The organism is Streptococcus sp. KHUD_010, assembly GCF_040207525.1.
GTDB classification, from domain to species: Bacteria; Bacillota; Bacilli; order Lactobacillales; family Streptococcaceae; genus Streptococcus; species Streptococcus hominis.
In genome coordinates this window covers 1,806,366-1,828,522 of sequence record NZ_CP157941.1, presented here as the reverse complement: position 1 = coordinate 1,828,522, position 22,157 = coordinate 1,806,366, and the positions used below count along the sequence as shown (strand labels likewise).

At 39.4% G+C, this 22,157-nt stretch carries 18 protein-coding genes and 3 pseudogenes; 18 read left to right on the top strand and 3 right to left on the bottom strand.

Annotation, left to right across the window (positions count from 1 at the left end):
- Window positions 1–117: 117 nt before the first annotated feature.
- On the bottom strand, window positions 118–1,137 hold the full coding sequence (locus ABKA15_RS09005; RefSeq protein ID WP_192208559.1) for an IS30 family transposase: 1,020 nt from the start codon (window positions 1,135–1,137) through the stop codon (window positions 118–120).
- Window positions 1,138–1,304: 167 nt separating this feature from the next.
- Here ABKA15_RS09005 and ABKA15_RS09000 point away from each other — a divergent pair, with 167 nt between their 5' ends.
- The 13 genes from ABKA15_RS09000 (at window position 1,305) to ABKA15_RS08940 (ending at window position 16,126) form a co-directional block, all read left to right on the top strand.
- Window positions 1,305–3,110, top strand: coding sequence for a beta-galactosidase family protein (locus ABKA15_RS09000; protein ID WP_049514676.1), 1,806 nt, complete (start codon window positions 1,305–1,307; stop codon window positions 3,108–3,110).
- Window positions 3,107–3,583 carry a PTS system mannose/fructose/N-acetylgalactosamine-transporter subunit IIB gene (locus ABKA15_RS08995; RefSeq protein ID WP_049514677.1) on the top strand — a complete coding sequence of 159 codons (477 nt, stop codon included), beginning with the start codon at window positions 3,107–3,109 and terminating at the stop codon, window positions 3,581–3,583. Before ABKA15_RS09000 ends, ABKA15_RS08995 begins: the two co-directional genes overlap by 4 nt.
- A gap of 18 nt (window positions 3,584–3,601) precedes the next feature.
- Window positions 3,602–4,495, top strand: a complete 894-nt coding sequence (locus ABKA15_RS08990; RefSeq protein WP_049514679.1) for a PTS mannose/fructose/sorbose/N-acetylgalactosamine transporter subunit IIC — start codon at window positions 3,602–3,604, stop codon at window positions 4,493–4,495.
- Window positions 4,482–5,309: a PTS system mannose/fructose/sorbose family transporter subunit IID gene (locus ABKA15_RS08985; RefSeq protein WP_003036938.1), complete on the top strand. Its 828-nt coding sequence runs from the start codon at window positions 4,482–4,484 to the stop codon at window positions 5,307–5,309. Before ABKA15_RS08990 ends, ABKA15_RS08985 begins: the two co-directional genes overlap by 14 nt.
- A 17-nt stretch (window positions 5,310–5,326) precedes the next feature.
- Window positions 5,327–5,731 (top strand): PTS sugar transporter subunit IIA, encoded by a 405-nt coding sequence (locus ABKA15_RS08980; RefSeq protein ID WP_049514680.1) that lies wholly within the window; start codon window positions 5,327–5,329, stop codon window positions 5,729–5,731.
- Window positions 5,732–5,897: 166 nt separating this feature from the next.
- Window positions 5,898–7,067, top strand: a complete 1,170-nt coding sequence (locus ABKA15_RS08975; protein ID WP_049514682.1) for an SIS domain-containing protein — start codon at window positions 5,898–5,900, stop codon at window positions 7,065–7,067.
- A gap of 10 nt (window positions 7,068–7,077) precedes the next feature.
- The gene (lacD, locus tag ABKA15_RS08970) at window positions 7,078–8,079 is read left to right on the top strand and encodes a tagatose-bisphosphate aldolase (RefSeq protein ID WP_003041031.1); all 1,002 of its coding nucleotides are present in this window, start codon (window positions 7,078–7,080) and stop codon (window positions 8,077–8,079) included.
- A 42-nt stretch (window positions 8,080–8,121) separates the two neighbouring features.
- Window positions 8,122–9,159, top strand: a complete 1,038-nt coding sequence (locus tag ABKA15_RS08965; RefSeq protein ID WP_049514684.1) for an aldose epimerase family protein — start codon at window positions 8,122–8,124, stop codon at window positions 9,157–9,159.
- A 174-nt stretch (window positions 9,160–9,333) separates the two neighbouring features.
- Window positions 9,334–10,332 (top strand): Holliday junction branch migration DNA helicase RuvB, encoded by a 999-nt coding sequence (gene ruvB / locus ABKA15_RS08960; RefSeq protein WP_049514686.1) that lies wholly within the window; start codon window positions 9,334–9,336, stop codon window positions 10,330–10,332.
- Window position 10,333: 1 nt separating this feature from the next.
- A complete protein-coding gene (locus ABKA15_RS08955; RefSeq protein WP_049514687.1) occupies window positions 10,334–10,897 on the top strand; it encodes a nucleotidyltransferase family protein in 564 nt (187 codons plus the stop codon).
- Between the two features lie 331 nt (window positions 10,898–11,228).
- Window positions 11,229–13,676 (top strand): Sgo0707 family adhesin, encoded by a 2,448-nt coding sequence (locus ABKA15_RS08950; protein ID WP_106387814.1) that lies wholly within the window; start codon window positions 11,229–11,231, stop codon window positions 13,674–13,676.
- Window positions 13,677–13,729: 53 nt separating this feature from the next.
- The gene (locus ABKA15_RS08945; protein ID WP_049514689.1) at window positions 13,730–15,193 is read left to right on the top strand and encodes a SpaH/EbpB family LPXTG-anchored major pilin; all 1,464 of its coding nucleotides are present in this window, start codon (window positions 13,730–13,732) and stop codon (window positions 15,191–15,193) included.
- Between the two features lie 87 nt (window positions 15,194–15,280).
- A complete protein-coding gene (locus ABKA15_RS08940) occupies window positions 15,281–16,126 on the top strand; it encodes a class C sortase (RefSeq protein ID WP_003028548.1) in 846 nt (281 codons plus the stop codon).
- Window positions 16,127–16,289: 163 nt separating this feature from the next.
- Here the strand turns inward: ABKA15_RS08940 and ABKA15_RS08935 are convergent.
- Window positions 16,290–17,347: pseudogene (locus ABKA15_RS08935) on the bottom strand (IS1182 family transposase).
- A gap of 31 nt (window positions 17,348–17,378) precedes the next feature.
- Window positions 17,379–17,589 (bottom strand): annotated as a pseudogene (locus ABKA15_RS08930) (hypothetical protein).
- A 10-nt stretch (window positions 17,590–17,599) separates the two neighbouring features.
- On the opposite strand from ABKA15_RS08930, the gene ABKA15_RS08925 reads away from it, so the two are divergent.
- The 5 genes and pseudogenes from ABKA15_RS08925 (at window position 17,600) to ABKA15_RS08905 (ending at window position 21,922) form a co-directional block, all read left to right on the top strand.
- Window positions 17,600–18,508 (top strand): transposase, encoded by a 909-nt coding sequence (locus ABKA15_RS08925; RefSeq protein WP_350015349.1) that lies wholly within the window; start codon window positions 17,600–17,602, stop codon window positions 18,506–18,508.
- A 50-nt stretch (window positions 18,509–18,558) separates the two neighbouring features.
- A pseudogene (locus ABKA15_RS08920) lies at window positions 18,559–19,074 on the top strand (transposase); the annotation flags it as partial.
- A gap of 190 nt (window positions 19,075–19,264) precedes the next feature.
- Window positions 19,265–19,693 (top strand): low molecular weight protein-tyrosine-phosphatase, encoded by a 429-nt coding sequence (locus ABKA15_RS08915; RefSeq protein WP_049511841.1) that lies wholly within the window; start codon window positions 19,265–19,267, stop codon window positions 19,691–19,693.
- Between the two features lie 8 nt (window positions 19,694–19,701).
- Window positions 19,702–20,115, top strand: a complete 414-nt coding sequence (locus ABKA15_RS08910; RefSeq protein WP_049511842.1) for an MORN repeat-containing protein — start codon at window positions 19,702–19,704, stop codon at window positions 20,113–20,115.
- Window positions 20,105–21,922, top strand: coding sequence for an acyltransferase family protein (locus tag ABKA15_RS08905; protein WP_350015348.1), 1,818 nt, complete (start codon window positions 20,105–20,107; stop codon window positions 21,920–21,922). The genes ABKA15_RS08910 and ABKA15_RS08905 overlap by 11 nt, the downstream gene beginning before the upstream one ends.
- The last annotated feature ends 235 nt before the right edge of the window (window positions 21,923–22,157 follow it).

Genomic DNA, 22,157 nt, shown 5'->3' with positions numbered 1-22,157 from the left:
ATAAAAAATTTTACCATAATTTTTCTTAAAATGGTTAAATTTATTAAATTTTTCAAAAACTTCTCAATTGTCAAGTCAAGTGCAACAAAGTTGTTCCTCTGATTAAGTGAGTATCTTTCAAGCTGTTTGAGTTAGCTCAAACAGCTTTTTTGCGGACTGATAGCCATGGATTCGTCTAGGTCTTTCATTGATAGCCTTTGTATAGTCCTCTAAAAGTGTCGGATTTAGTTTTTTTAGTGAGGATCCTTTGGGAATGAACTCTCTTAATAATCCATTGAAATTCTCATTTGTGCCTCGTTCATAAGATGAATAGGCATGTGCAAAATAAACATCTAATCCCTCTATCTTACTCAATGATGAAAATTCGTTTCCATTATCTGCAGTTATGGACTTAATGGGATAAAGTTTCATACACTCTAAGACTGCTTGATTGACATACTCTGCTTTCTTTTCCACGAGTTTCTTTGTGACAGCATAGCGTGTTTGTCGTTCTACCAATGTTAAAATAGAAGGTTCTCCTATTGTCTTTCCACCCAGAACAGAATCGATTTCCCAATCTCCAAAACGGGAACGATTATTAATCTCCTCTGGCCTTTCTTCAATTGACTTTCCTAGATGTTTCTTGGTAGAGGGACGCTTGTTAAATTTCTTACGAATCCGCACTGCTCTTGGTAAATCAATAACCTTAATCTCTAACAAACCTTGATGGATATAGTTATAGAGCGTCTTGGTTGAAGGAACAACTGCATCTACATGTTGGAGTCTATAGGTATGAACAAAGGTATCCACGCTATGCACCCTTGGTTTCTCTCTCATCGCTTCTATAAATTTTGTCAGAAAATCGTTCGATACACGATCCAGTTTTAGATAATAGCTGGTTTCTCTAGCATCCCGATAACGGTTATGGGCAGCATCTGCATAATAGTGTTGGTAGTAGACCTTCTGCCCATTGACTTTTTTCAATTGTGTTATGGAACCACGATTAATTTCACGAGTAATAGTAGAGCGATTTCTCCCCAGTCTACGAGCAATTTCAGCAGGTTTGAGTCCTACGCTTAAATAAGCTTCAATTTCTCCTCGCTCAGCTTCAGATAAGTGCTTGTAGGATTGATTTGTGGTAGAATAATTTGTGGACATGTTCATCTTCCTTTATACTGTTTTTCGCAACTCTAGTATATCAGATGAACATGTCTTCTGTGTTGCACTTCATTTTACAACAGGGCTTTTTCAAAAACTATTGACATTTCATACAAAATATATTATATTAATCAATGTAAACGATTGTAAAACCAAAGATTTGTTGTATGAAAGAAGGGAATGACTTGGCAAGATTTGAGATTAAAGAAGAATTTTATCTGAATCAACAGCCTTTTAAAATATTGTCTGGTGCCATTCATTATTTTCGGATTCAGCCAGATGATTGGTATCATTCGCTTTATAATTTGAAAGCTCTGGGCTTTAATACGGTAGAAACCTACATTCCATGGAACGTCCATGAACCTCAGAAAGGGCAGTTTTGCTTTGAGGGGATCTTGGATTTGGAGAAATTTCTTCAAATTGCACAGGATTTGGACTTATACGTTATTCTTCGTCCGTCGCCTTACATTTGTGCAGAATGGGAATTTGGTGGTTTGCCGGCTTGGCTTTTAGAAGAAGATATGAGAATTCGTTCTTCTGACCCTGCTTATCTTGCAGCAGTTGCTAGTTATTACGATGAATTGATGCCGCTCTTAGTCCCGCATCTTTTGGAAAATGGCGGCAACATTCTCATGATGCAGGTCGAAAATGAATATGGCTCGTATGGTGAAGATAAGGAATATTTGAGAGCTGTTCGAGATATGATGCTAGAGCGAGGTATGACGTGCCCACTCTTTACATCAGACGGACCCTGGCGTGCGGCGTTGAGGGCAGGGACGTTGATTGAAGACGATGTGCTGGTCACGGGAAACTTCGGCTCCAAAGCTGCTTATAATTTTGCAAATCTGCAAGCTTTCTTTGATGAGCATGGCAAGAAGTGGCCACTCATGTGTATGGAATTTTGGGACGGTTGGTTCAATCGTTGGAAGGAGCCGGTTGTCACGCGAGATCCAGAAGAGTTGGCTGAAGCGGTTCACGAAGTCTTGCAACAAGGCAGTGTCAATCTTTATATGTTTCACGGGGGAACCAATTTTGGTTTCATGAATGGCTGTTCGGCGCGAGGAAGCATTGACCTGCCGCAGGTGACATCTTATGATTATGAAGCTCTTCTTGATGAACAAGGAAATCCAACGCCTAAATACTTTGCTATTCAGCAAATGTTAAAAAAATATTATCCAGAGTATCCACAAATGGAGCCTTTGGTAAAAGAATCGTTTGAGTTAAAGGATATTCCGCTCAGTGAGAAAGTTAGTTTATTTGAAACCTTAGAAGATGTAGAGCAGCCAATCGAAAGTCTTTACCCTATGAACATGGAGGAGCTGGGGCAAAATGTTGGCTATCTGCTCTATCGTACAGAAGCGGAATGGGATGCGGACAAGGAACGGATTCGTATCATTGATGCGCGTGATCGGATGCAACTTTTTGTCGATGGAAACCGTATCACAACTCAATACCAGACAGAAATTGGTGAAGACATCTTTGTTCCTAGGCAGAAGCAATCCACGCATCAGATTGATATTTTGATGGAGAACATGGGGCGCGTCAATTATGGACACAAACTGTTGTCAGAGACACAACACAAGGGCATTCGGACTGGAGTCTGCAAGGATTTGCACTTTATGCTCCATTGGAAACAGTATGTATTAGAGTTGAAAAATCCAGAAAAAATTGATTTTACGAAAGAATGGCATGAAAACCAGCCGGCTTTCTATGCGTTTGATGTCGAATTGAAAGTGCTTAAAGATACGTATATTGATTTGACCCACTTTGGCAAAGGAATTGTCTTTGTCAACGGTGTCAATATTGGGCGCTTCTGGGACGTCGGACCGACCTTATCGCTTTATATTCCACATAGTTTGTTAAAACTCGGACAAAATCGAATTATCATTTTTGAAACCGAAGGGAAATACAGCGAATTTATTCATTTAGTTCACAAACCTACATTTAAAACGATAAAGGGGGTAAATTTATGACAATCGTAGGGAATCGAATCGATGGACGTTTGATTCATGGACAGGTAGCTAATCTTTGGACTACTAAGCTCAATATTTCACGGATTATGGTCGTGGATGATGAAGTAGCAGAAAATGCTATTGAAAAAAGTGGCTTGAAGCTGGCAACACCAGCTGGTGTGAAATTGAGTATTTTGCCAGTCGCAAGAGCAGCTGAAAATATCTTAGCAGGCAAATATGATAGTCAACGTCTGCTCATTGTTGCGAAAAAACCGGACCGCTTTTTGAAATTAGTAGAAGCAGGTGTGCCAATTGAAACACTCAATGTAGGCAATATGTCGCAAACACCTGAAACGCGTTCTATCACACGCTCAATTAACGTGGTAGATGAAGACGTGGTAGTATTTAACAAGTTGCATGAAAAAGGTGTGGCAATAACAGCTCAAATGGTTCCAAATGATCCAGTTGAAGACTTTATGAAATTATTGAAATAAATTTAGGAGGTCATTGTTATGATACAATGGTGGCAAATTCTCTTACTGACGCTGTATTCAGCGTATCAAATTTTGGATGAGTTGACGATTAACTCATCAGCAGGCTCCCCTGTTTTTGCAGGTTTTATCACTGGTCTGGTCATGGGAGATTTGAAGACTGGTTTGTTTATTGGTGGTAGTCTCCAACTCGTTGTGCTTGGGGTTGGTACATTCGGTGGTGCCTCTCGGATTGACGCAACTTCTGGTGCGGTTCTTGCAACAGCATTCTCTGTGGCAACAGGTATGAAATCAGAACTCGCTATTTCAGCTATTGCCGTTCCGGTAGCAGCACTGCTGGTTTACACAGACGTTCTTGGACGTTTCTCTACGACTTACTTTGCACATCGGATTGATGCAGCAGTTGAAAAATTTGACTACAAAGGCATTGAACGCAATTACTTACTCGGTGCCATTCCGTGGGGACTTTCACGTGCCCTTCCAGTATTTCTGGCTTTGTGGCTCGGTGGAGACGCTGTAAAAGCCTTCTCAGACTGGCTTGCCAATAATGCACAATGGATCGCAGATGGATTGATTCTTGCAGGTAAAATGCTTCCTGGTGTCGGTTTTGCAATTTTGCTTCGTTACCTTCCAGTCAAGAAAAATCTCCATTATCTTGGTTTAGGTTTTGCCATTACAGCTATGTTGAAAGTTGTTTTTGACTATATTTCAACATTGGCAGCTGCTTCAGGAGCTGTCAAACAAATCGCTACAGCTCTTGGGGGCGCAAAATTTGAAGGCCTACCAATGATTGGGATTGCGATTATTGGCTTTGCCTTGGCAACAATCAACTATAAAAATGCAACTAACAAACAAGTCATGACCGTTGCTGCAGAACAATCAGAAAGTGGGGAAATTGACGATGACGAACTCTAATTATAAATTAACAAAAGAAGATTTTAAACAAATCAACCGTCGTAGTCTCTTTACTTTCCAATGGGGTTGGAACTACGAGCGTATGCAAGCGTCAGGTTATCTCTATATGATTCTACCGCAATTACGCAAAATATATGGAGACGGTACGCCAGAATTAAAGGAAATGATGCGGACACATACGCAATTCTTCAACACATCTAACTTTTTCCATACTTTAGTAACAGGGATTGACCTAGCACTTGAAGAAAATGAAGGAGTTGCGGCTAAAGATACCGTTACAGGGATTAAAACTGGTTTAATGGGGCCATTTGCAGCGATTGGCGATGCGATTTTTGGTTCTACTATTCCTGCTATTATGGGTGGTCTGGCTGCTGGACTTGCTGTTGAAGGCAATCCTCTTGGAATTTTCCTTTGGATAGCTGTGACAATCGCAATCAATGTCTTCCGTTGGAAACAATTAGAGTTTGCCCACAAAGAAGGGGTGAAATTAGTTACAACCATGCAGGACAAATTGTCTGCCATCACAGATGCTGCAACAGTTCTTGGTGTTTTCATGGTGGCTGCCTTGATTGCTACGATGATTAACTTTAAGTTTACCTATACACAAAGTTTCGGTGGTGTCACCTTCAATCTTCAAGAAACATTGGATAAAATCTTCCCACGTTTGGTTCCAGCACTGTTTACAGGTTTTGTTTATTGGCTGCTTGGTAAGAAAGGCATGAATTCAACAAAAGCAATCTTTATCGTGATTATTATTGCAATTGGTGTTTCTGCATTTTCACACTTTACTCATACACCAATCTTAGGTGTTTAAAAGGAGCTTCTCTATAAATGACAAAACAACTTGTATTGGTCAGTCACGGTCGCTTTTGTGAAGAATTGAAGAAAAGCACCGAAATGATTATGGGGCCACTGGACTTCATTCATACAGTTCCCCTGCTTCCAGAAGAAGGAATAGACGATTTTGCTGCTAAATTTTCAGCAACTGTAAAAGATTTAGATGATTACATCGTCTTTGCCGACCTGCTTGGTGGAACGCCTTGCAATGTCGTTAGCCGTCTGATTTTGGAAGGACTCCAAATTGAACTTTATGCAGGGATGAATATGCCAATGGTGATTGAATTTATCAATTCTGCCCTGACTGGCGTTGAAGCAAAATATATCGAAAAAGCGAACAAATACATCATGAAAGTCAATGATGTATTAGCAGAAATGAACGATGACGAAGATGAATAAAGGAGTGTCTAGCTAATAGTCGCTGAAAAACACGTCCTTGCTTGAATTGCTCCAATGAGCAATCTGTATAACTAAAGGGGCTGGGGCAAGAAAATGGATTTCTTTGAAATCATCATTTTCCCGCCTCCTTTCTTTTAGTTAGCATTGCAAAGCAGAAAGGAGAACCATGCTGGATTATACAAAGGAAGACTTGATTGAATTGGGTGCGGAAATCACCACACGGGAAATCTATCAACAGCCACAAGTTTGGCAGACGGCTTTCGAAAATTATAAAGCGCAATCTGATGAGATTGTAGCTTTTCTAAATGGGATTGGTAAAAAGCATGATTATATCAAGGTTATTTTGACAGGGGCTGGAACTTCAGCCTATGTCGGGGAGACACTTCTCCCTTATTTCAGAAAGATTTACGATGAACGCAAGTGGAACTTTAATGCTATTGCAACGACAGATATTGTAGCAAATCCTTTGGCTTATCTGCACAAGGAAGTGACGACCATTTTGGTTTCCTTTGCTCGTAGTGGCAATTCACCAGAGAGTGTTGCGGCAGTTGACTTGGCAAAAGACTTGGTTGAGGAACTTTACCAAATCACGATTACATGCGCCGAAGAAGGTAAATTAGCCCAGCAGGCACATGGTGATGAACGCAATTTGCTCTTGCTCCAACCTGCGCCGTCAAATGATGCTGGCTTTGCCATGACATCGAGCTTTACGTCTATGATGTTGACAGCCTTGCTCGTTTTTGACAAAACAGACTTAGTTACAAAAGAAGAGAAAATTTCTGCTTTGATAGCCTTGAGCCAAGAGATGTTAGACTCAGCAGCAGCCATTCAAAAAATGGTTTCCTTAGATTACAACCGTGTCATTTACTTAGGAGCAGGTCCTTTCTTTGGCTTGGCGCATGAAGCCCAACTGAAAATTTTGGAATTGACCGCAGGACAGGTGGCAACGATGTATGAAAGTCCCATCGGTTTTCGCCACGGTCCAAAATCGTTAGTGAATGAAGAAACGGTCGTTGTGGTATTTAGCTCGACAGATACTTATACTAAATTATACGATCTTGACTTAGTACGAGAAGTAGCTGGAGATGAGATTGCCCGCAAGGTAATTTTATTGACAGATCAAAAAGAAAATTTGGAAAATGTTGAACAAGTCATTCTTTCTAGTCAATATCTTGTGGATGATGTTTATCGCGTATTCCCTTATATTGTTTATGGTCAATTATTTGCCTTGTTGACAGCTCTCAAAGTGAAAAATCGTCCAGACACACCGTCTCCGACAGGCACCGTCAACCGTGTTGTGCAGGGTGTTATCATTCACCCATTTGACAAAGAATAGGAAGGAATCCATGGAAAAATTAAGGATTAGTCACGAAAAATTAGCGCACTTAAAAAATCTTTCAGCTGAAAATGGCATTATTGGAGCTTTGGCGATTGACCAGAGAGGTTCGTTGAAAAAAATGTTAGCAAGTGGCGCACAAGCTGTTTCAGGAGATGAAGCGCTCATTGAATTTAAACAATTGATTTCCAGTCAGTTGACTCCGTATGCAACTTCTATTCTTTTGGATCCAGAATTCGGTGTACCTGCTACCCAATTACGTGCGCCAGAATGCGGTCTTATCGTTGCCTATGAAAAAACAGGTTATGATGCGACAACAGAAGGTCGCTTGCCAGACTTGCTACTAAATTGGTCAGTCAAACGCATTAAAGAACTAGGCGGTGATGCAGTAAAGGTTTTGATTTACTATGATGTAGATGACAAACCTGAAATCAATGACATCAAGCAAGCCTGGGTAGAGCGCGTGGGAAGTGAATGTGTGGCAGAAAACATTCCTTATTTCCTTGAAATCTTGACGTATGATGCAAAGCGTGATAATGTAGTAGATGCAGATTATGCGAAAGTAAAACCGCACAAGGTCAATGAAGCCATGAAGCTCTTTTCAAATCCGCGCTACAATGTTGATGTCTTGAAAGTGGAAGTACCGGTCAATATGAATTTTGTCGAAGGGTTTACGAAAGGCGGGGTTGAACCTGTCTACAGCCTTGCGGAAGCCAAGACATTTTTCAAAGAGCAGTCTGATGCAACTCACCTGCCCTTTATTTTCCTGAGTGCTGGAGTTAGCGCAGAGCTTTTCCAGGAAACGCTCAAAGTGGCGCATGAAGCAGGTTCTCAATTCAATGGAGTCCTTTGCGGTCGTGCGACTTGGAAAGAAGCTGTTACCGTCTTTGCTAATCAAGGAGCAGAAGCAGCCAAAGCTTGGCTTGATGAAACGGGGCGTCAAAATATTGAAGACTTGAATCATGTTTTACGTGAAACAGCCGTTTCGTGGACGGAAAAGCTAGAGATTTAAAAGAGGAAAACATAAATTTGTAATAAAAACAAGGAAAGTTGTATGAAATCTTATCAAGAAGCTATTTTTGGAACATTTCAAGGAAAAGATATTGTTGCTTACACATTTGAAAATGACTTGGGCTATCGTTTGAAAGTCATGACTTATGGTGCGACTGTCTTAGAGTATGTCACTCCGGACAAAAATCATGAATTTGCAAATATCGTGGTGGGGTTTGATCATTTTGATGCCTATGTAGGCAACAGCCCTAAATATGGTGCAAGCGTCGGACCAGTTGCAGGACGGATTGCAAAAGCACAGTTTGAGCTGAATGGCGAAACGTATCAGTTAGAAGTCAACAACGCAGAAAATTGCAATCATAGCGGTTCTACTGGCTGGGACAGTGCTATTTTTCAAGTTGAGGAAGTCACGAATGAAGGCGTCACTTTTTACACCGAACGTGTAAATGGCACTGGTGGTTTTCCGGGAAATCTAAAAGTCTGGGTTTCTTATACTTTAACGGAACTAGGTGAGTTAGAGATTTCTTACCAAGTCCAGACGGACAAGGATACCTTGGTCAATCCAACCAATCACAGTTACTTCAACTTATCAGGCGATTTCAGTCAACCGATTGACAATTGTGTATTGCAGCTAAATACCTCAGGGGTATTTCCAATCGCACCGGACGGTGTGCCTGCTAAAACGCCAGATTCAGAGCGAGATTTTGTCAAAGATTTAACAAAGGGTGTGGCTTTTAAATATATTTTTGCCAATCAAGATGAGCAGATTCAGATTGTGTCCGGTTTGGATCATCCATTTGCATTGAAAAAAGGAGAGAAAGAAGCAGGTTCCTTGTACGATCCTAAATCCGGTCGCCTTTTGACATTTAAAACAAGTGCGCCATGCCTAGTGACGTACTCAGCAAACTTTGTAGATGATACAGTCATTTTAAATGGACAATCCATGATTCAACATAATGGCTTGGCTCTTGAAACCCAAGCCCTACCAGATGCCATTCACAGCGACCTGAAAGCTGATGTTATCTTGAAAGCAGGTGAGGTTTTTACCAGCACAACCATTTATCATGCAACAACTAAATAACACGATATATTGAAACGATAGATTATTTGTCTGTCGTTTTTTTATTTGAGATATCCAACATTATCAAATAAAGACTTTCTAGTCTTTTTCATAATAACACTCCCTTCAATTTCTATTTGTAAAATCTAAGGTTAAACCAGCTTACCAACCTGATTTTTTGTTATAATAATAGTTATGAGTAGAATTTTGGATAATGAATTGATGGGAGATGAGGAGCTCGTTGAGCGCACATTGCGTCCCCAGTATTTACAAGAATATATTGGTCAAGACAAGGTCAAAAATCAACTGAAAATTTTCATTGAGGCAGCTAAACTGCGAGATGAAGCGCTAGATCACACGTTGCTTTTTGGACCTCCAGGGTTGGGAAAGACCACTATGGCTTTTGTCATTGCCAATGAACTGGGAGTCAATCTCAAGCAAACTTCGGGTCCAGTTATTGAGAAATCGGGCGATTTGGTAGCGATCTTGAATGATCTGGAGCCAGGAGATGTCCTTTTTATCGATGAAATTCATCGCTTACCCATGTCTGTTGAAGAAGTGCTTTACAGTGCTATGGAAGATTTTTACATTGATATTATGATTGGTTCTGGTGAAACTAGTCGCAGTGTTCATTTGGATTTACCACCTTTTACTTTGATTGGGGCAACGACCCGAGCTGGTATGTTGTCAAATCCCTTGCGGGCTCGCTTTGGTATTACTGGACATATGGAATACTATGAGGAGACGGATTTGACCGAGATTGTAGAGCGAACGGCCGAAATCTTTGAGATGGAGATTACACATGAAGCGGCTGAGGAGTTGGCTTTACGTAGCAGAGGGACCCCTCGAATTGCCAATCGGCTTCTCAAACGCGTACGAGATTTTGCTCAGATTATGGGCAACGGACTAATTGATGACCAAATTACTGATCAAGCCCTGACGATGCTTGATGTGGATCAGGAAGGTCTAGATTATGTGGATCAGAAGATTCTCAAGACCATGATTGAAGTGTATGGCGGCGGGCCAGTTGGTCTGGGAACTTTGTCTGTTAATATAGCAGAAGAGCAGGAAACGGTAGAGGATATGTATGAGCCTTATTTGATCCAGAAAGGCTTTGTCATGCGGACACGAACAGGGCGCGTGGCAACCCGTAAGGCTTACGAGCATTTGGGTTATGAGTATTTGGAGAAATAACATGCTGTCCGAAAAAGAGATTTTACATGCGTTTTCATCAGACCGAGATATGATGACTATCTTACAGATTATCTATGACTTGAAATTGAAAGACAGCTGGCTTTGTGCTGGTTCGGTGCGAAATTTCATCTGGAATATCCTGTCGGACAAGCCCGGCTTTGATACAGAGACGGATGTGGATGTGATTTTCTTTGACCCAGATGTTTCTTATGAGGAAACACTCAACATTGAAAATCGGCTCAAGCGAGAATTTCCACATTACCATTGGGAAGTAAAGAATCAAGTCTATATGCATCTCCACAGTCCCAATACGCACCCCTATACTAGCTCACAAGACGCCATGAGTAAATATCCAGAGCGATGTACAGCTGTGGGGTTGCGTTTGCTGGAGAATGGCCAGTTGGAACTTTTTGCTCCTTACGGTTTAGATGATATCTTCCATTTTTATGTTCAGCCCACTCCACATTTCCTAGAAGATATAAGTAGGAGACAACTTTATAATAAGAGAATACAGAAAAAAGAGTGGCAGAAGAAGTGGAGTAAGCTTCAAATCGAATTTCTTTAAAATTTTTTAGAAAAAGGTAAAATCTTTAAGAAAAATTTAAGTCAATGGCGTTATACTATAATCACAAGTTGAGAAAAGCTTAACTTGAACTCCTAAAAACTTTTCTTTTTCATAATAATCTCCCTATAAGAGTCGCCCAATCGGCGGCTTTTTTTGCTTTTTTGAAAAAATTATATAAAAATTAGAAAAAAGACATAAGAAGTTTACAAAATGTAAACATTCTAAGATATAACTATTGACTGATGAAGGTTATTGCAGTATAATAAAATAGATATTTAATTATCCGCAATAATAAGAGATACAGTTAAAGAATAAATAGGAGACAAAGTTCATGTTCAAGTCAATAGGAAAAAGAATTGCTATGACAGCCATAGCGGTTTTCAGTTTTCTTTTATTGGTTTTTTCTGCGCAGAATACTATGGCAATTTCGCGGATTAAAGACGACACAGATTTATCTAAGATAAACTTGTACCAATTTACTTTGAGACAGGATAATATGGAAGTCCTTAACCAGAATGCAGCTGTAGTTAAGGATGTTGTTCCTGCTAATGGCTCTTGGAAAGAAAGCACAGTTTTTTCTTTGAAGGTAGATAAGAATCAAAATAGCCAGTCTTTTCCAAATACGATAACACTACGATTTAAAAATGCTGGTATTGTTTATGGTAAAGTGGTTGATGTCTACGTTAAGGTTAATAATGTTACAGCTAATCTAGCTGAAAAGAATGCTGACTATAATAACTCATCAAAAACAGTAGTTCCTTTCTTAACGGTAGATGAAAATTGGGGCACAAAATCCATTCAAATTATGGATTATATTTATCCAAATCATCCAACGGTGACACATGATATCTATCAATCTTACTGGATCAACGCTAATGTTACAGCTGAGTTGCGATATCAAGATGGAACCCCCTGTGATTTAAAATTAGTTATGACACCATCTGATATTGATGTCATCAGTAATATCCATGGACAAACCCTTAAAGAATCTTTTGCATTGGAAAATGCTACTAGTACTATTGCAAAGATAGTAACCAATAATGCCAACAACTTGGCAGAAGTAGCGTCTGGAGGTAATATTACTTGGACCCCTACTGATCCTAATGGAACAAGCAATGACTGGGACGAACATAATAAAACAGGTCTTGCAGTACGGTCAGTTAACAATACAATGACATTTTCCTATGGAACAACTGCAAGTTGCGGAGGTCTCTTTGGGATTTATACTGAAGTACCCGCGGCTCCACCTGTTAAAACAGTCAGTACTGAAAAAGTGACTGCTAAGTCTGGGCAAGAGATTAATTATACAGTAAATTATACTGCTCCAGTTCCAGGGGTTGACTTGATTGGGAATCTGGATAGTATGAAGATGGCAGACACCTTTGATGAACGGCTCGATTTTAAAAGTTTAAGTGTTGTTTTAGATGGTAAGACATTAATAGAAGGAGAAGATTATACTGTAGATGTTTCTGGACAAACTGTCACGGTGACTCCAGCAGCTAAGTATCTAGCTAAAGGGAACGGTGGTAAAAATTATGTTATCACTTATAAGACGGTAACTAATAGTAAAATTGAGCAAAATGGTTCAGATATTGAAAATCGAGCTGAACAAATTCTAGATAATGTTCCGTCCTACTCTAATACGGTTAAAACACAGGTACTTTTTAAGAAAACACACGAATATCGAAGCGGAACACTAGGTAAAGAACTACCGCAATCTGTTTTGGATTTACTTCCACCGGCTCAATTAGATATTCCAAATGGAACAACGGTTACACCTGACCCACCAAAGAATAATATCCAAAAAGTCAGTGTACCAGAAGGAAATTGGGTCTTTAAAGGCTACGACAAAGAATCAGAAGTCATTAACAACAAGGATGCTCATTTTATCGGAATTTGGGTGATTGAAGAGTATGCTAAACCAGTAAAGGATGTTACCGATACAGCCGGGACTAGTATTAATGGTCAAAGCGTTAAGCCTGGCGATGTTCTAACTTATACAATTAGTTATACAAATACGACGGATAGCGATCGTGAAGTAACTATTACAGATACAATTCCAAAATCAACAACTTATGTTAATGGCTCCGCAGATAATGATGGTGTCTATGCAGACGGGAAATTGACATGGAAAAAAACGGTTGCTAAAGACACTACTTTAAAAGTGACTTTCCAAGTAAAAGTTAATGATGATGTAAATGGTAAAGCTATAGAAAATACAGGACATGTGGATGATGGTCTACAAAAAATTGATACAAATCCAACCCATAATCCAACTCCTAAAAAACCAGTCAAAGATGTCTTGGATACTAAGGGCACTAGCATTGATGGTCAAGAAGTAAAACGTGGACAGGAATTGACATATACTGTAACTTATCAAAATACAACAGGACAAGCTCAGGATGTCACTATTACGGATGCAATCCCTGAACACACAACCTATGTTGAAAATTCGGCAGATAATGCTGGAACTTATGCGGACGGTAAAGTTACTTGGACTAAGAATGTAGCTGCAAATGAAACCTGGACAGTGAAATTCAAGGTTAAAGTTGATGACAAAGTTGATCAAGATAAAATTGAAAACACTGCTCAAGTCATTACTGGAAATAACACTGTAAAAACGAATACAACTAAAAATCCAACTCCTAAGCAATATAGTTTGCCAAGAACTGGAGGAACAGGCATTGGGATCTATCTAATGCTAGGTTCAGCTTTGGTAGTAGGTGCAGTTGCTGTGTTGACTTACCGTTTCTATCATAAACGAAAAGTTAACGGATAGACACATAGTAAATTATTAAAGTTGCTATTGTAAGGTTAATAAAAGGAGAAAAAATGAAACACATAAAATATATTTTAGCGGCCCTAGCTGCTGTACTAGCCGTCTTCACTGGTGGTAAAGTTTTGGCGGATAGCTATACAGTCACTTTAAATGGAACAACTACTGGACATACTTATGAAGCCTACCAAATTTTTGCTGGTGATTTGTCTGGAAGCACTCTTTCTAACATTAAATGGGGATCAGGAGTTAGTGCTGCCGGGCAAACTGCTCTTGGCGATGCGAGTGTCAAGGCAGAGAGCTTAGATGGAAAAGCAAAAGATGCTGCAGAAGCTCAAAAATTTGCTCAAGATGTTGCTCCATATTTACAAAATCCTGCTGCTACAGTAACGAGTACAGCTGGAACAACTACTTTTTCAGGCTTGGCTGCTGGTTACTACTTGATTAAAGACAAAAGTGGTTCTCAAGATGGAAAAGCTAGCTCATACACACGCTTCATTTTAGAAGTTGTGAAAGATACACAAGCAAATCTAAAGGCTGATGTTCCAACTATCGAGAAAAAAGTGCAAGATACAAATGGCTACCATGATGCAGTTGATTATGCTATTGGAGCTTCTGTTCCATTCCAATTAACTGCAACGCTGCCAAGTAACTACGACTCTTATAAAGAATATCATCTTTCATTTAATGATACTTTATCGGCAGGTTTGACTTATAATAAAGATGCGAAAGTTTATGTTATCAATAGTAATAATGAACAAGAAGTTACAAGTAAGTTTACTATTGATTCAAATGGTGCAAGTTATACAATCAACGATTTGAAGACTGTTACGACAGATGACAAAGGGCAAGCTGTTACCATTACAAAAGATTCTAAAATCGTCGTTCGTTATACTGCAAAATTAAACGACCAAGCTGTGATTGGTTCAACTGGAAATTCAAATACAGCTAGTTTGATTTATTCAAATGACCCAAATAGTACAGGTGGTGGTAGCAAAGGTGAAACGCCAAAAGATAAAGTTGTTGTCTTTACTTATCAAGTAGTTATCAATAAAGTTGACCAAGATAAACAAACTCCTTTGAAAGGTGCAGGTTTCACACTTTATAAGAAAGATGCTACTGGAAAGTATACGAAAGTAACAGAAATTGCCGCTGGAGAAACAACGACCTTTACTTTTAAAGGACTCAGCGCAGGTGATTATAAACTTTCTGAAACCCAAACTCCTGCTGGATATAATACGATTGCAGACGTAGAATTTAAAATTTCTGCTGAAATGGATCGCACATCTGATAATCCAACCTTGAAATCTTTAACGGCTACAGCAACTTCTACGAATAAGCTAACATTTACTAGCAATATCACTGATGGCTCATTGACCGCAAATGTTGTCAATAAAAAAGGTTCAATCCTCCCGTCAACAGGTAGCATTGGGACAACAATTCTTTATGCTGTTGGAACAATCTTAGTTCTTGGTTCAGGTGCTTTGCTTATCGTAAGAAAGCGTATGAATACAAAATGATTTAGAGTTTGAGACAGACTCAAGCAAAAGAGATGGACAAATTGCTTCTATCTCTTTTATTTGCTATACAAGGAGAACTCATTTAACATGATTACTTTTATTAAAAAACACTTTATTACTTTTATATTAGTTATCATCTTGTTAAGTGGGTTATCATTACTCCTATATCCTACACTTAGCAATATCTGGAATTCTTATCATCAGTCGGAAGCAATCGCATCTTATAAGCATCATGTAGCAGATATGAAGCAGAGTAAAGAAGAGGAAATGCTATCTGCTGCTCATGCTTATAATAAAACTTTAGCGACAGGAGTAACCCCCCTTTTAAATCTGACAAAGTCCGAAATAGAAACGTATAATCATATCTTGGATGTCACAGGTACGGGCATTATGGCTTATGTTGAGATTCCTAAGCTAAAGACGACTATGCCTATCTATCATGGGACTGATGAAGCTATTTTAGAAATAGCAATTGGGCATATCCCTGGGACTTCATTTCCAGTAGGTGGGAAAGGGACGCACTCTGTTATTTCTGGACATCGTGGTTTGCCCTCTGCTAATCTATTTACTAATCTTAACCATTTGAAAAATGGCGATAGGTTTATGATTCATGTATTAGGTAAAACTTTAACTTATAAAGTGGATCAAATTTTGACAGTTAAACCAGAAGAGATTTCAGCCTTGAAGATTGATCCAAATCAGGATTACTGTACCCTTGTTACCTGTACGCCTTATGGTGTGAATACTCATCGATTGTTGGTAAGAGGTCATCGAGTAGTTACTCCAAAAACAATAAAAAATCATAAAACAGAATCAAGTAACGATTTTTGGCAAATCATGGGGAGTAGTGTTGTGTTGCTTTTAGTGGTGGTTGGCTGGGGATTTCATTCTCGAAAAGTGAGAAAAGGCAGGCGCAGCAGACGGTCAACTTAGAGTGTCGTTGATTCACTAATAATTATATGCGCAATTTGAGAGCCTGAGACAATAATGTCTCGATTCTATCAAAAAAAGCAACGGTTTTGCCGTTACTTCAGAACGTAGACAAACGTCATTTTTGGCGTTTGTCTTTTTGTATTTTCAAAAATATTTTGTCTCATCATCTGATATTCCATCCAAAAATTGGATTTAGAACAAAATAAAAAGGCTTACCCACCCTTATTTTTACTAGTTTTTTGAGATTCAAACACGCCAAAGTAAGCCCAACCTTATCTTCCATCTTGGACTTGCCTTTCTCTCTTGTATAACGGAGGTTGTGGTATTCTTTGGCGGTTCCAAAGAGTCGCTCGATTGTTTCTTTGCGCTTCTTATAGAGCTCCTTCATCCCTTTTTGGTGCCGAATCTCTTCACAAAATTCAAGCGCATCTTTCCATATATGTCTTGTGATGACTTTCTGTTGATTCTGGCTTCGAGTACAAACGGATAATAGGGGACAGGCGACACATACTGTTGGATTACTCTTATACTCACGGTAGCCTGCTCGGGTCGTCGTGCGATAGGTTAATACTTGGTTCTCTGGACAGAGGTAACAGTCATAATAGGAATCGTAAACAAAATTACTGGGTCTTAACTTCCCTTTTACTCCCTTTTTTCGTGTTTTCTCCTATCTAAATCAATCTCAACTTCCAATTGCTCCCTCATAAATGTAGCTTGTTGGGCAACCATTTCTCTATGATACTTGTGACTGTTAGCTGCCGCTTTGATAGGGGTACCATCCACAAATATTTCAGAAGAATCAATCAAACCAGCACATAAAGCTTGATGGAGTACGTGTGAAAATATCTCAGTAATCAGTGCTTTATCTTGAAAACGACGGCTGTAATTCTTTCCATATGTAGTAAAATGAGGCACCTTGTCATCCAAGCTTAGTCCAAGAAACCAACGATAAGCTACGTTTACTTCAATGTCTTTAATGGTTTGGCGCATGGAGCGAATGCCATAAAAACATTGAATCAAAGGGATCTTGACCAACATGACGGGATCTAGACTGGGACGACCTTGATCGGGGCTATACGTTTCTTCAACCAAGTCATAGATAAAGTCGAAATCAACCTCTGCTTCCACTTGGCGAATAAAGTGATCTTCTGGAACCAATTCATCTATCGTATAGAAGCCATATTGGCAGCGATTATAATCAGGTTTTTCTTTGTGAAACATAGCAAGCACCTCACAACTTTTCTTACCTCTATTATACGACTTTACAAAAAGAAAAGCCCTTAGAAACTTCTGTTCTTAGGACTTTGTCTTCAATCTGAAGCAACGGTTTTGCCGTTGCTTTTTGCATGGTTGCGATAGTCTTGGTAAAATAGAATTGCTTAATAAACCATTTAGAAAAGCTATCTCATGGAAAGGCTATCTCATGCACATTCACTATAACATAAATCAGACAACTTTGCCACTAGAACTTGCTTGTGTCTTGCCCCAAGGCCACATCGTCTTCACTATCGAAAAGGTCGTCAATGCACTAGAAGACGGTCAGTTTCAGGCTTTCTACATGATTTTGGTCGCCCTTCCTATCACCCAAAGTTACTTCTGTCTGCCCTCCTCTTTGCTTATTCCCAAAGAAATTTCTCTGGCCGTAAGATTGAAAAGATGATGGCAGAAAATCTAGCCATGCAGTACTTGACAGGGCAGTTGGTTGTCAGCTATCGGACCATCAACCGTTTCCGTGTAGCTGCCGGGATGGAAAATCTGCTGCGAGAACTCTTTATCGAGCTCAATCTTCAGTTGAAAATGGAAAAATTGGTAACACTTGATGGTCTCTACATTGATGGCACTAAGATTGAGGCCAACGTCAATAAGTACAGCTTCGTTTGGAAGAAAGCGACAGAGAAATTCTCCGCTAAACTTCAAGAACAGATGCAGGTCTATTTCCAAGAAGAAATCACCCCTCTTATCCATCAAGCTATTGAACTGGATACACAAGAGTCCATCTCCTCAGAACAGTTGACTGAGTTCGCTCAACTTCTTGAAGAAGAATTGGCTGGACTGAGCCAAGACATTGAGGAAACACCAGTTAAAGGTAAGTACGAGCGTAAGACCAAACGCCGCAAGCTCAAGAAAGTCCTGCGTAAAGTCAAGGATGACTTTTCAGTGCGGACCGAAAAATACGAGATTTATCAAGAGACCTTCCAAGGTCGAAAGAGTTTTTCTAAGACGGATCATGATGCGACTTTCATGAGAATGAAAGAAGATCCTATGAGAAATGGACAACTCAAACCTGGCTACAATCTACAAATCGCCACTGAAAATCAGTTCGTCCTTCACTATGATATCTATCCAAATCCAACAGATACCAGAACGATCTTGCTTTTTTAGAAACGTATCCACATAAGTTAAAAAGGGTTGTCGCCGATGCGGGCTATGGTAGCGAAGAGAAGCTTCTCACCTTGGATAGGATGGGCGTTGACCACTTGATTAAATATGGTCTTTTTGACAAGGAACAGAAGAAAAAACACAAAGAATCTAATAGGAATTTGGCTAACTGGACTTACGATGGAACAGCTGATTCCTGTACCCATCTAGAGGGTTGGGTATACCAGTTTGACCACCTCAAACACAGCCATACCACGACAGGTTTCAAGCAGGAAATCAGGGATTATAAGGCAGAACAACCTGACTTGGCTCCGCAAAAGGGACTTTATGTCAATGAGCAATATCAAGTCTTAAAACGAAAAGAAAGCCAAGCGCTTTTATCTGACGAAGGCAGTCACATCTTTGCCCAACGTAAAGTTGATGTGGAATCTGTCTTTGGTCAGATAAAGGCTTGTTTGGGGTACAAACGGTGTAATCTCAGAGGCAGACGTCAGGTTAAAATTGACATGGGCTTGGTTCTCATGGCCAATAACCTACTGAAATATAACAAACGAAGCACTCAAAACTAAAAAGCAGAGACTATTAGCGAACAGAACTCTGCTTGTTAGAGTGAGTTAAAACACTTTTGTCCCAAACTCTTTTTGTTTGTATACGAAGATAACAGTTTCTAAATTGAAAAAATGAAGTTTTTCAAAAAATCTCAAGGGTTTAAATTCCTATTTTTTTAGATTTTGTTATAATAGTAAAGAGGTCTATGCTATGAAGAAAATTGTGTTTGTTTGCTTGGGAAATATCTGTCGCAGTCCGATGGCAGAGTTTGTGATGAAAGATTTGACAGATGATGTTTATGTTGAAAGTCGGGCGACTTCAGACTGGGAGCATGGCAATCCAATCCACTCTGGAACGCAGGCGATTTTTAAGAAATATGCCATTCCTTACGATAAAAGCAAAACTTCTCAACAAATTTCACAGCAGGATTTTGTAGACTTTGATTATATTATCGGAATGGATAAATCCAATTTTCAAGATTTGAGGAAAATTGCACCGAGAAAATATTTGGAGAAAGTATTTCAATTTGAAGAGAGAAGTGTGCCAGATCCTTGGTACACAGGTGATTTTGACGAGACTTATCGGCTTATTTTGGCAGGTTGTCAGAAATGGATTGAGCGCGTGAAGAGCGAAGATTAGTGGAGAGAATGGATACATTAAAAGAATTTTACGAAAAGTACAAAATTTATCTCACAAGGCATAACTTGGAATTGCTAGCAGTAACGGTTATTGTCCTATCAGCGATGGTGGCTTTTACATCAGGTATTCCCAGTCAAGGGGCATTGACCTTGGATAAAGGAGCAATCAAATATAATGGCAGCCTTGTTCGTGGTAAAATGAATGGTCAAGGAACCTTAACCTTTAAAAATGGGGATATTTATAAAGGTAATTTTAAGAACGGTATCTTTAATGGGAAGGGAACCTTTACAGCTAAAGCTGGTTGGAAGTATGAAGGCAACTTTGTGAATGGACAGCCTGAGGGGCAAGGCAAATTAACAACAGAAAATAATGTTGTCTACAAGGGAAAGTTTAAACAGGGGATTTATCAAAATGCGCATTAAATGGTTTTCATTAGTGAGGATTACAGGATTACTCCTAGTTCTGCTCTATCATTTCTTCCAGAAAGCTTTTCCTGGTGGGTTTATTGGTGTGGATATTTTCTTCACTTTCTCAGGCTTTTTGATTACGTCTCTTTTAATTGATGAATTTTCCAGAAACAAGGAAATTGATGTTAAAGGATTCTTAAGACGTCGCTTTTATCGGATTGTGCCACCGCTTGTCTTTATGATTTTGATTATCATGCCCTTTACCTTGCTAATTCGGAAGGATTTTGTGGCTGGTATTGGGACGCAAATCGCTGCTGCGCTCGGCTTTGTGACAAATTTTTATGAAATTTTGTCTGGTGGAAATTACGAGAGTCAATTTATCCAACATCTCTTTGTGCACACATGGAGCTTGGCGTTGGAAATGCATTACTATATCTTGTGGGGCTTGGCGACATGGTATTTAGCTAAGAAAAGTAAAACAGTCGGGCAATTTCGAGGGATTATCTTTCTCGTTTCGTTCGCTTTCTTCTTGATTAGTTTTCTTTCTATGTTTGTCAGAAGCTTCTTCGTTTCAAACTTTTCTGTGATTTACTTTTCAAGTTTCACGCATATCTTCCCGTTTTTTGCAGGAAGTATCTTAGCGACACTTTCAGGTGTGAGTGATTTAGGGGCACCTTTTCGTAAAATGGAGCAGGCGCTTGATTTAAAAAAGACCTTCTATCTACTTGGTGGTAGTTTTGCAGCTTTGCTGTTATTAATGTTCCTCCTAAGATTTGATAATTTATTGACTTATCTGTTTGGTTTCCTTTTGGCAACGGTATTTTCAGTCGTGATGATTTTGGCAACGCGTGTGCTCCACGATAAAACGCCGCATGTTGATGAGCCGCCTGTTATCACATTTATTGCAGATACGAGTTACGGCGTGTATTTGTTCCATTGGCCGTTTTACATCATCTTTTCCCAATTGATGGGCAATGGATGGGCAGTTCTATTGACAACCGTGCTTTCCTTTGCCTTGGCGGCTTTCTCTTTCTATCTGTTGGAGCCGACATTAGCAGGTAGAGAGCCAAAAGTATTTGGCTTGAAGATGGACATCAAGCAAATCACAACGCCTGTATTTTATAGTTTGATTCCATTAACACTGGTTGCTTTTGTCATGATCATGACTGCTCCGAAAATTGGTGCTTTTGAAGAAAATTTGCTCGTCAATGGGTTAAATCAAGCTGACAGTAAAATGCAGATCACTCGTACCCAAGCTGATAATGTGAGTGCCAGTCAATACAATGTAGCAAAGGGTACGACCGTTATCGGAGATTCGGTAGCTTTGCGAGCAAGTGAATGGCTCAAGCAGGCTATGCCGGAAATTCAAGTGGATGCAGCGGTCAGTCGAAACTTAGAATCGGGCTTGCAAGTCTATCAAATTGATATTTCAAACAAAGTACTTCTGGAAACAGTGGTCTTAGCCTTGGGAACCAATACGGTTGATAACTATGAAAGTCTGCTCAATCAATTTATTGCAAAATTACCGAAAGGTCATCGCTTAATCTTGGTAACGCCTTATGACGGACGCACAGCGCATGATGGGACCAGTATCGCTGTAAAAACACGTCAGTATGAATTGGAATTGGCGAAAAAATACGATTATGTATTTGTAGCGGATTGGTATCAAACTGCTATCCAACACCCAGAAATTTGGTATGGAACTGACTATGTGCACTTTGGCTCGGAGACAACAACGATCACCAAGGGCGGTGAACTCTATGCACAAACCGTCAAACAAGCCATTGATGAAGCTGTGAAAAAAGGAACAGTGAAGAAATAATAGTAATAATTAGAAGTCATGGATTGCCTTGCGATTCATGACTTTTGTGTGCTTTAAAAAGATAGTAGGGTAGAACGAGGGTGTAGGAATACACAGCAAAAATGCTCTTTTTTACATAACTTTTGTTTTTGGAAATCTTGAAAAAGTATGTGAAATATATAATTTTAAGTTTTAAACTTCACAAACAATGTTTTAAAATATAGTAGAAAACTCATATTTTGAAACAAATTCACAA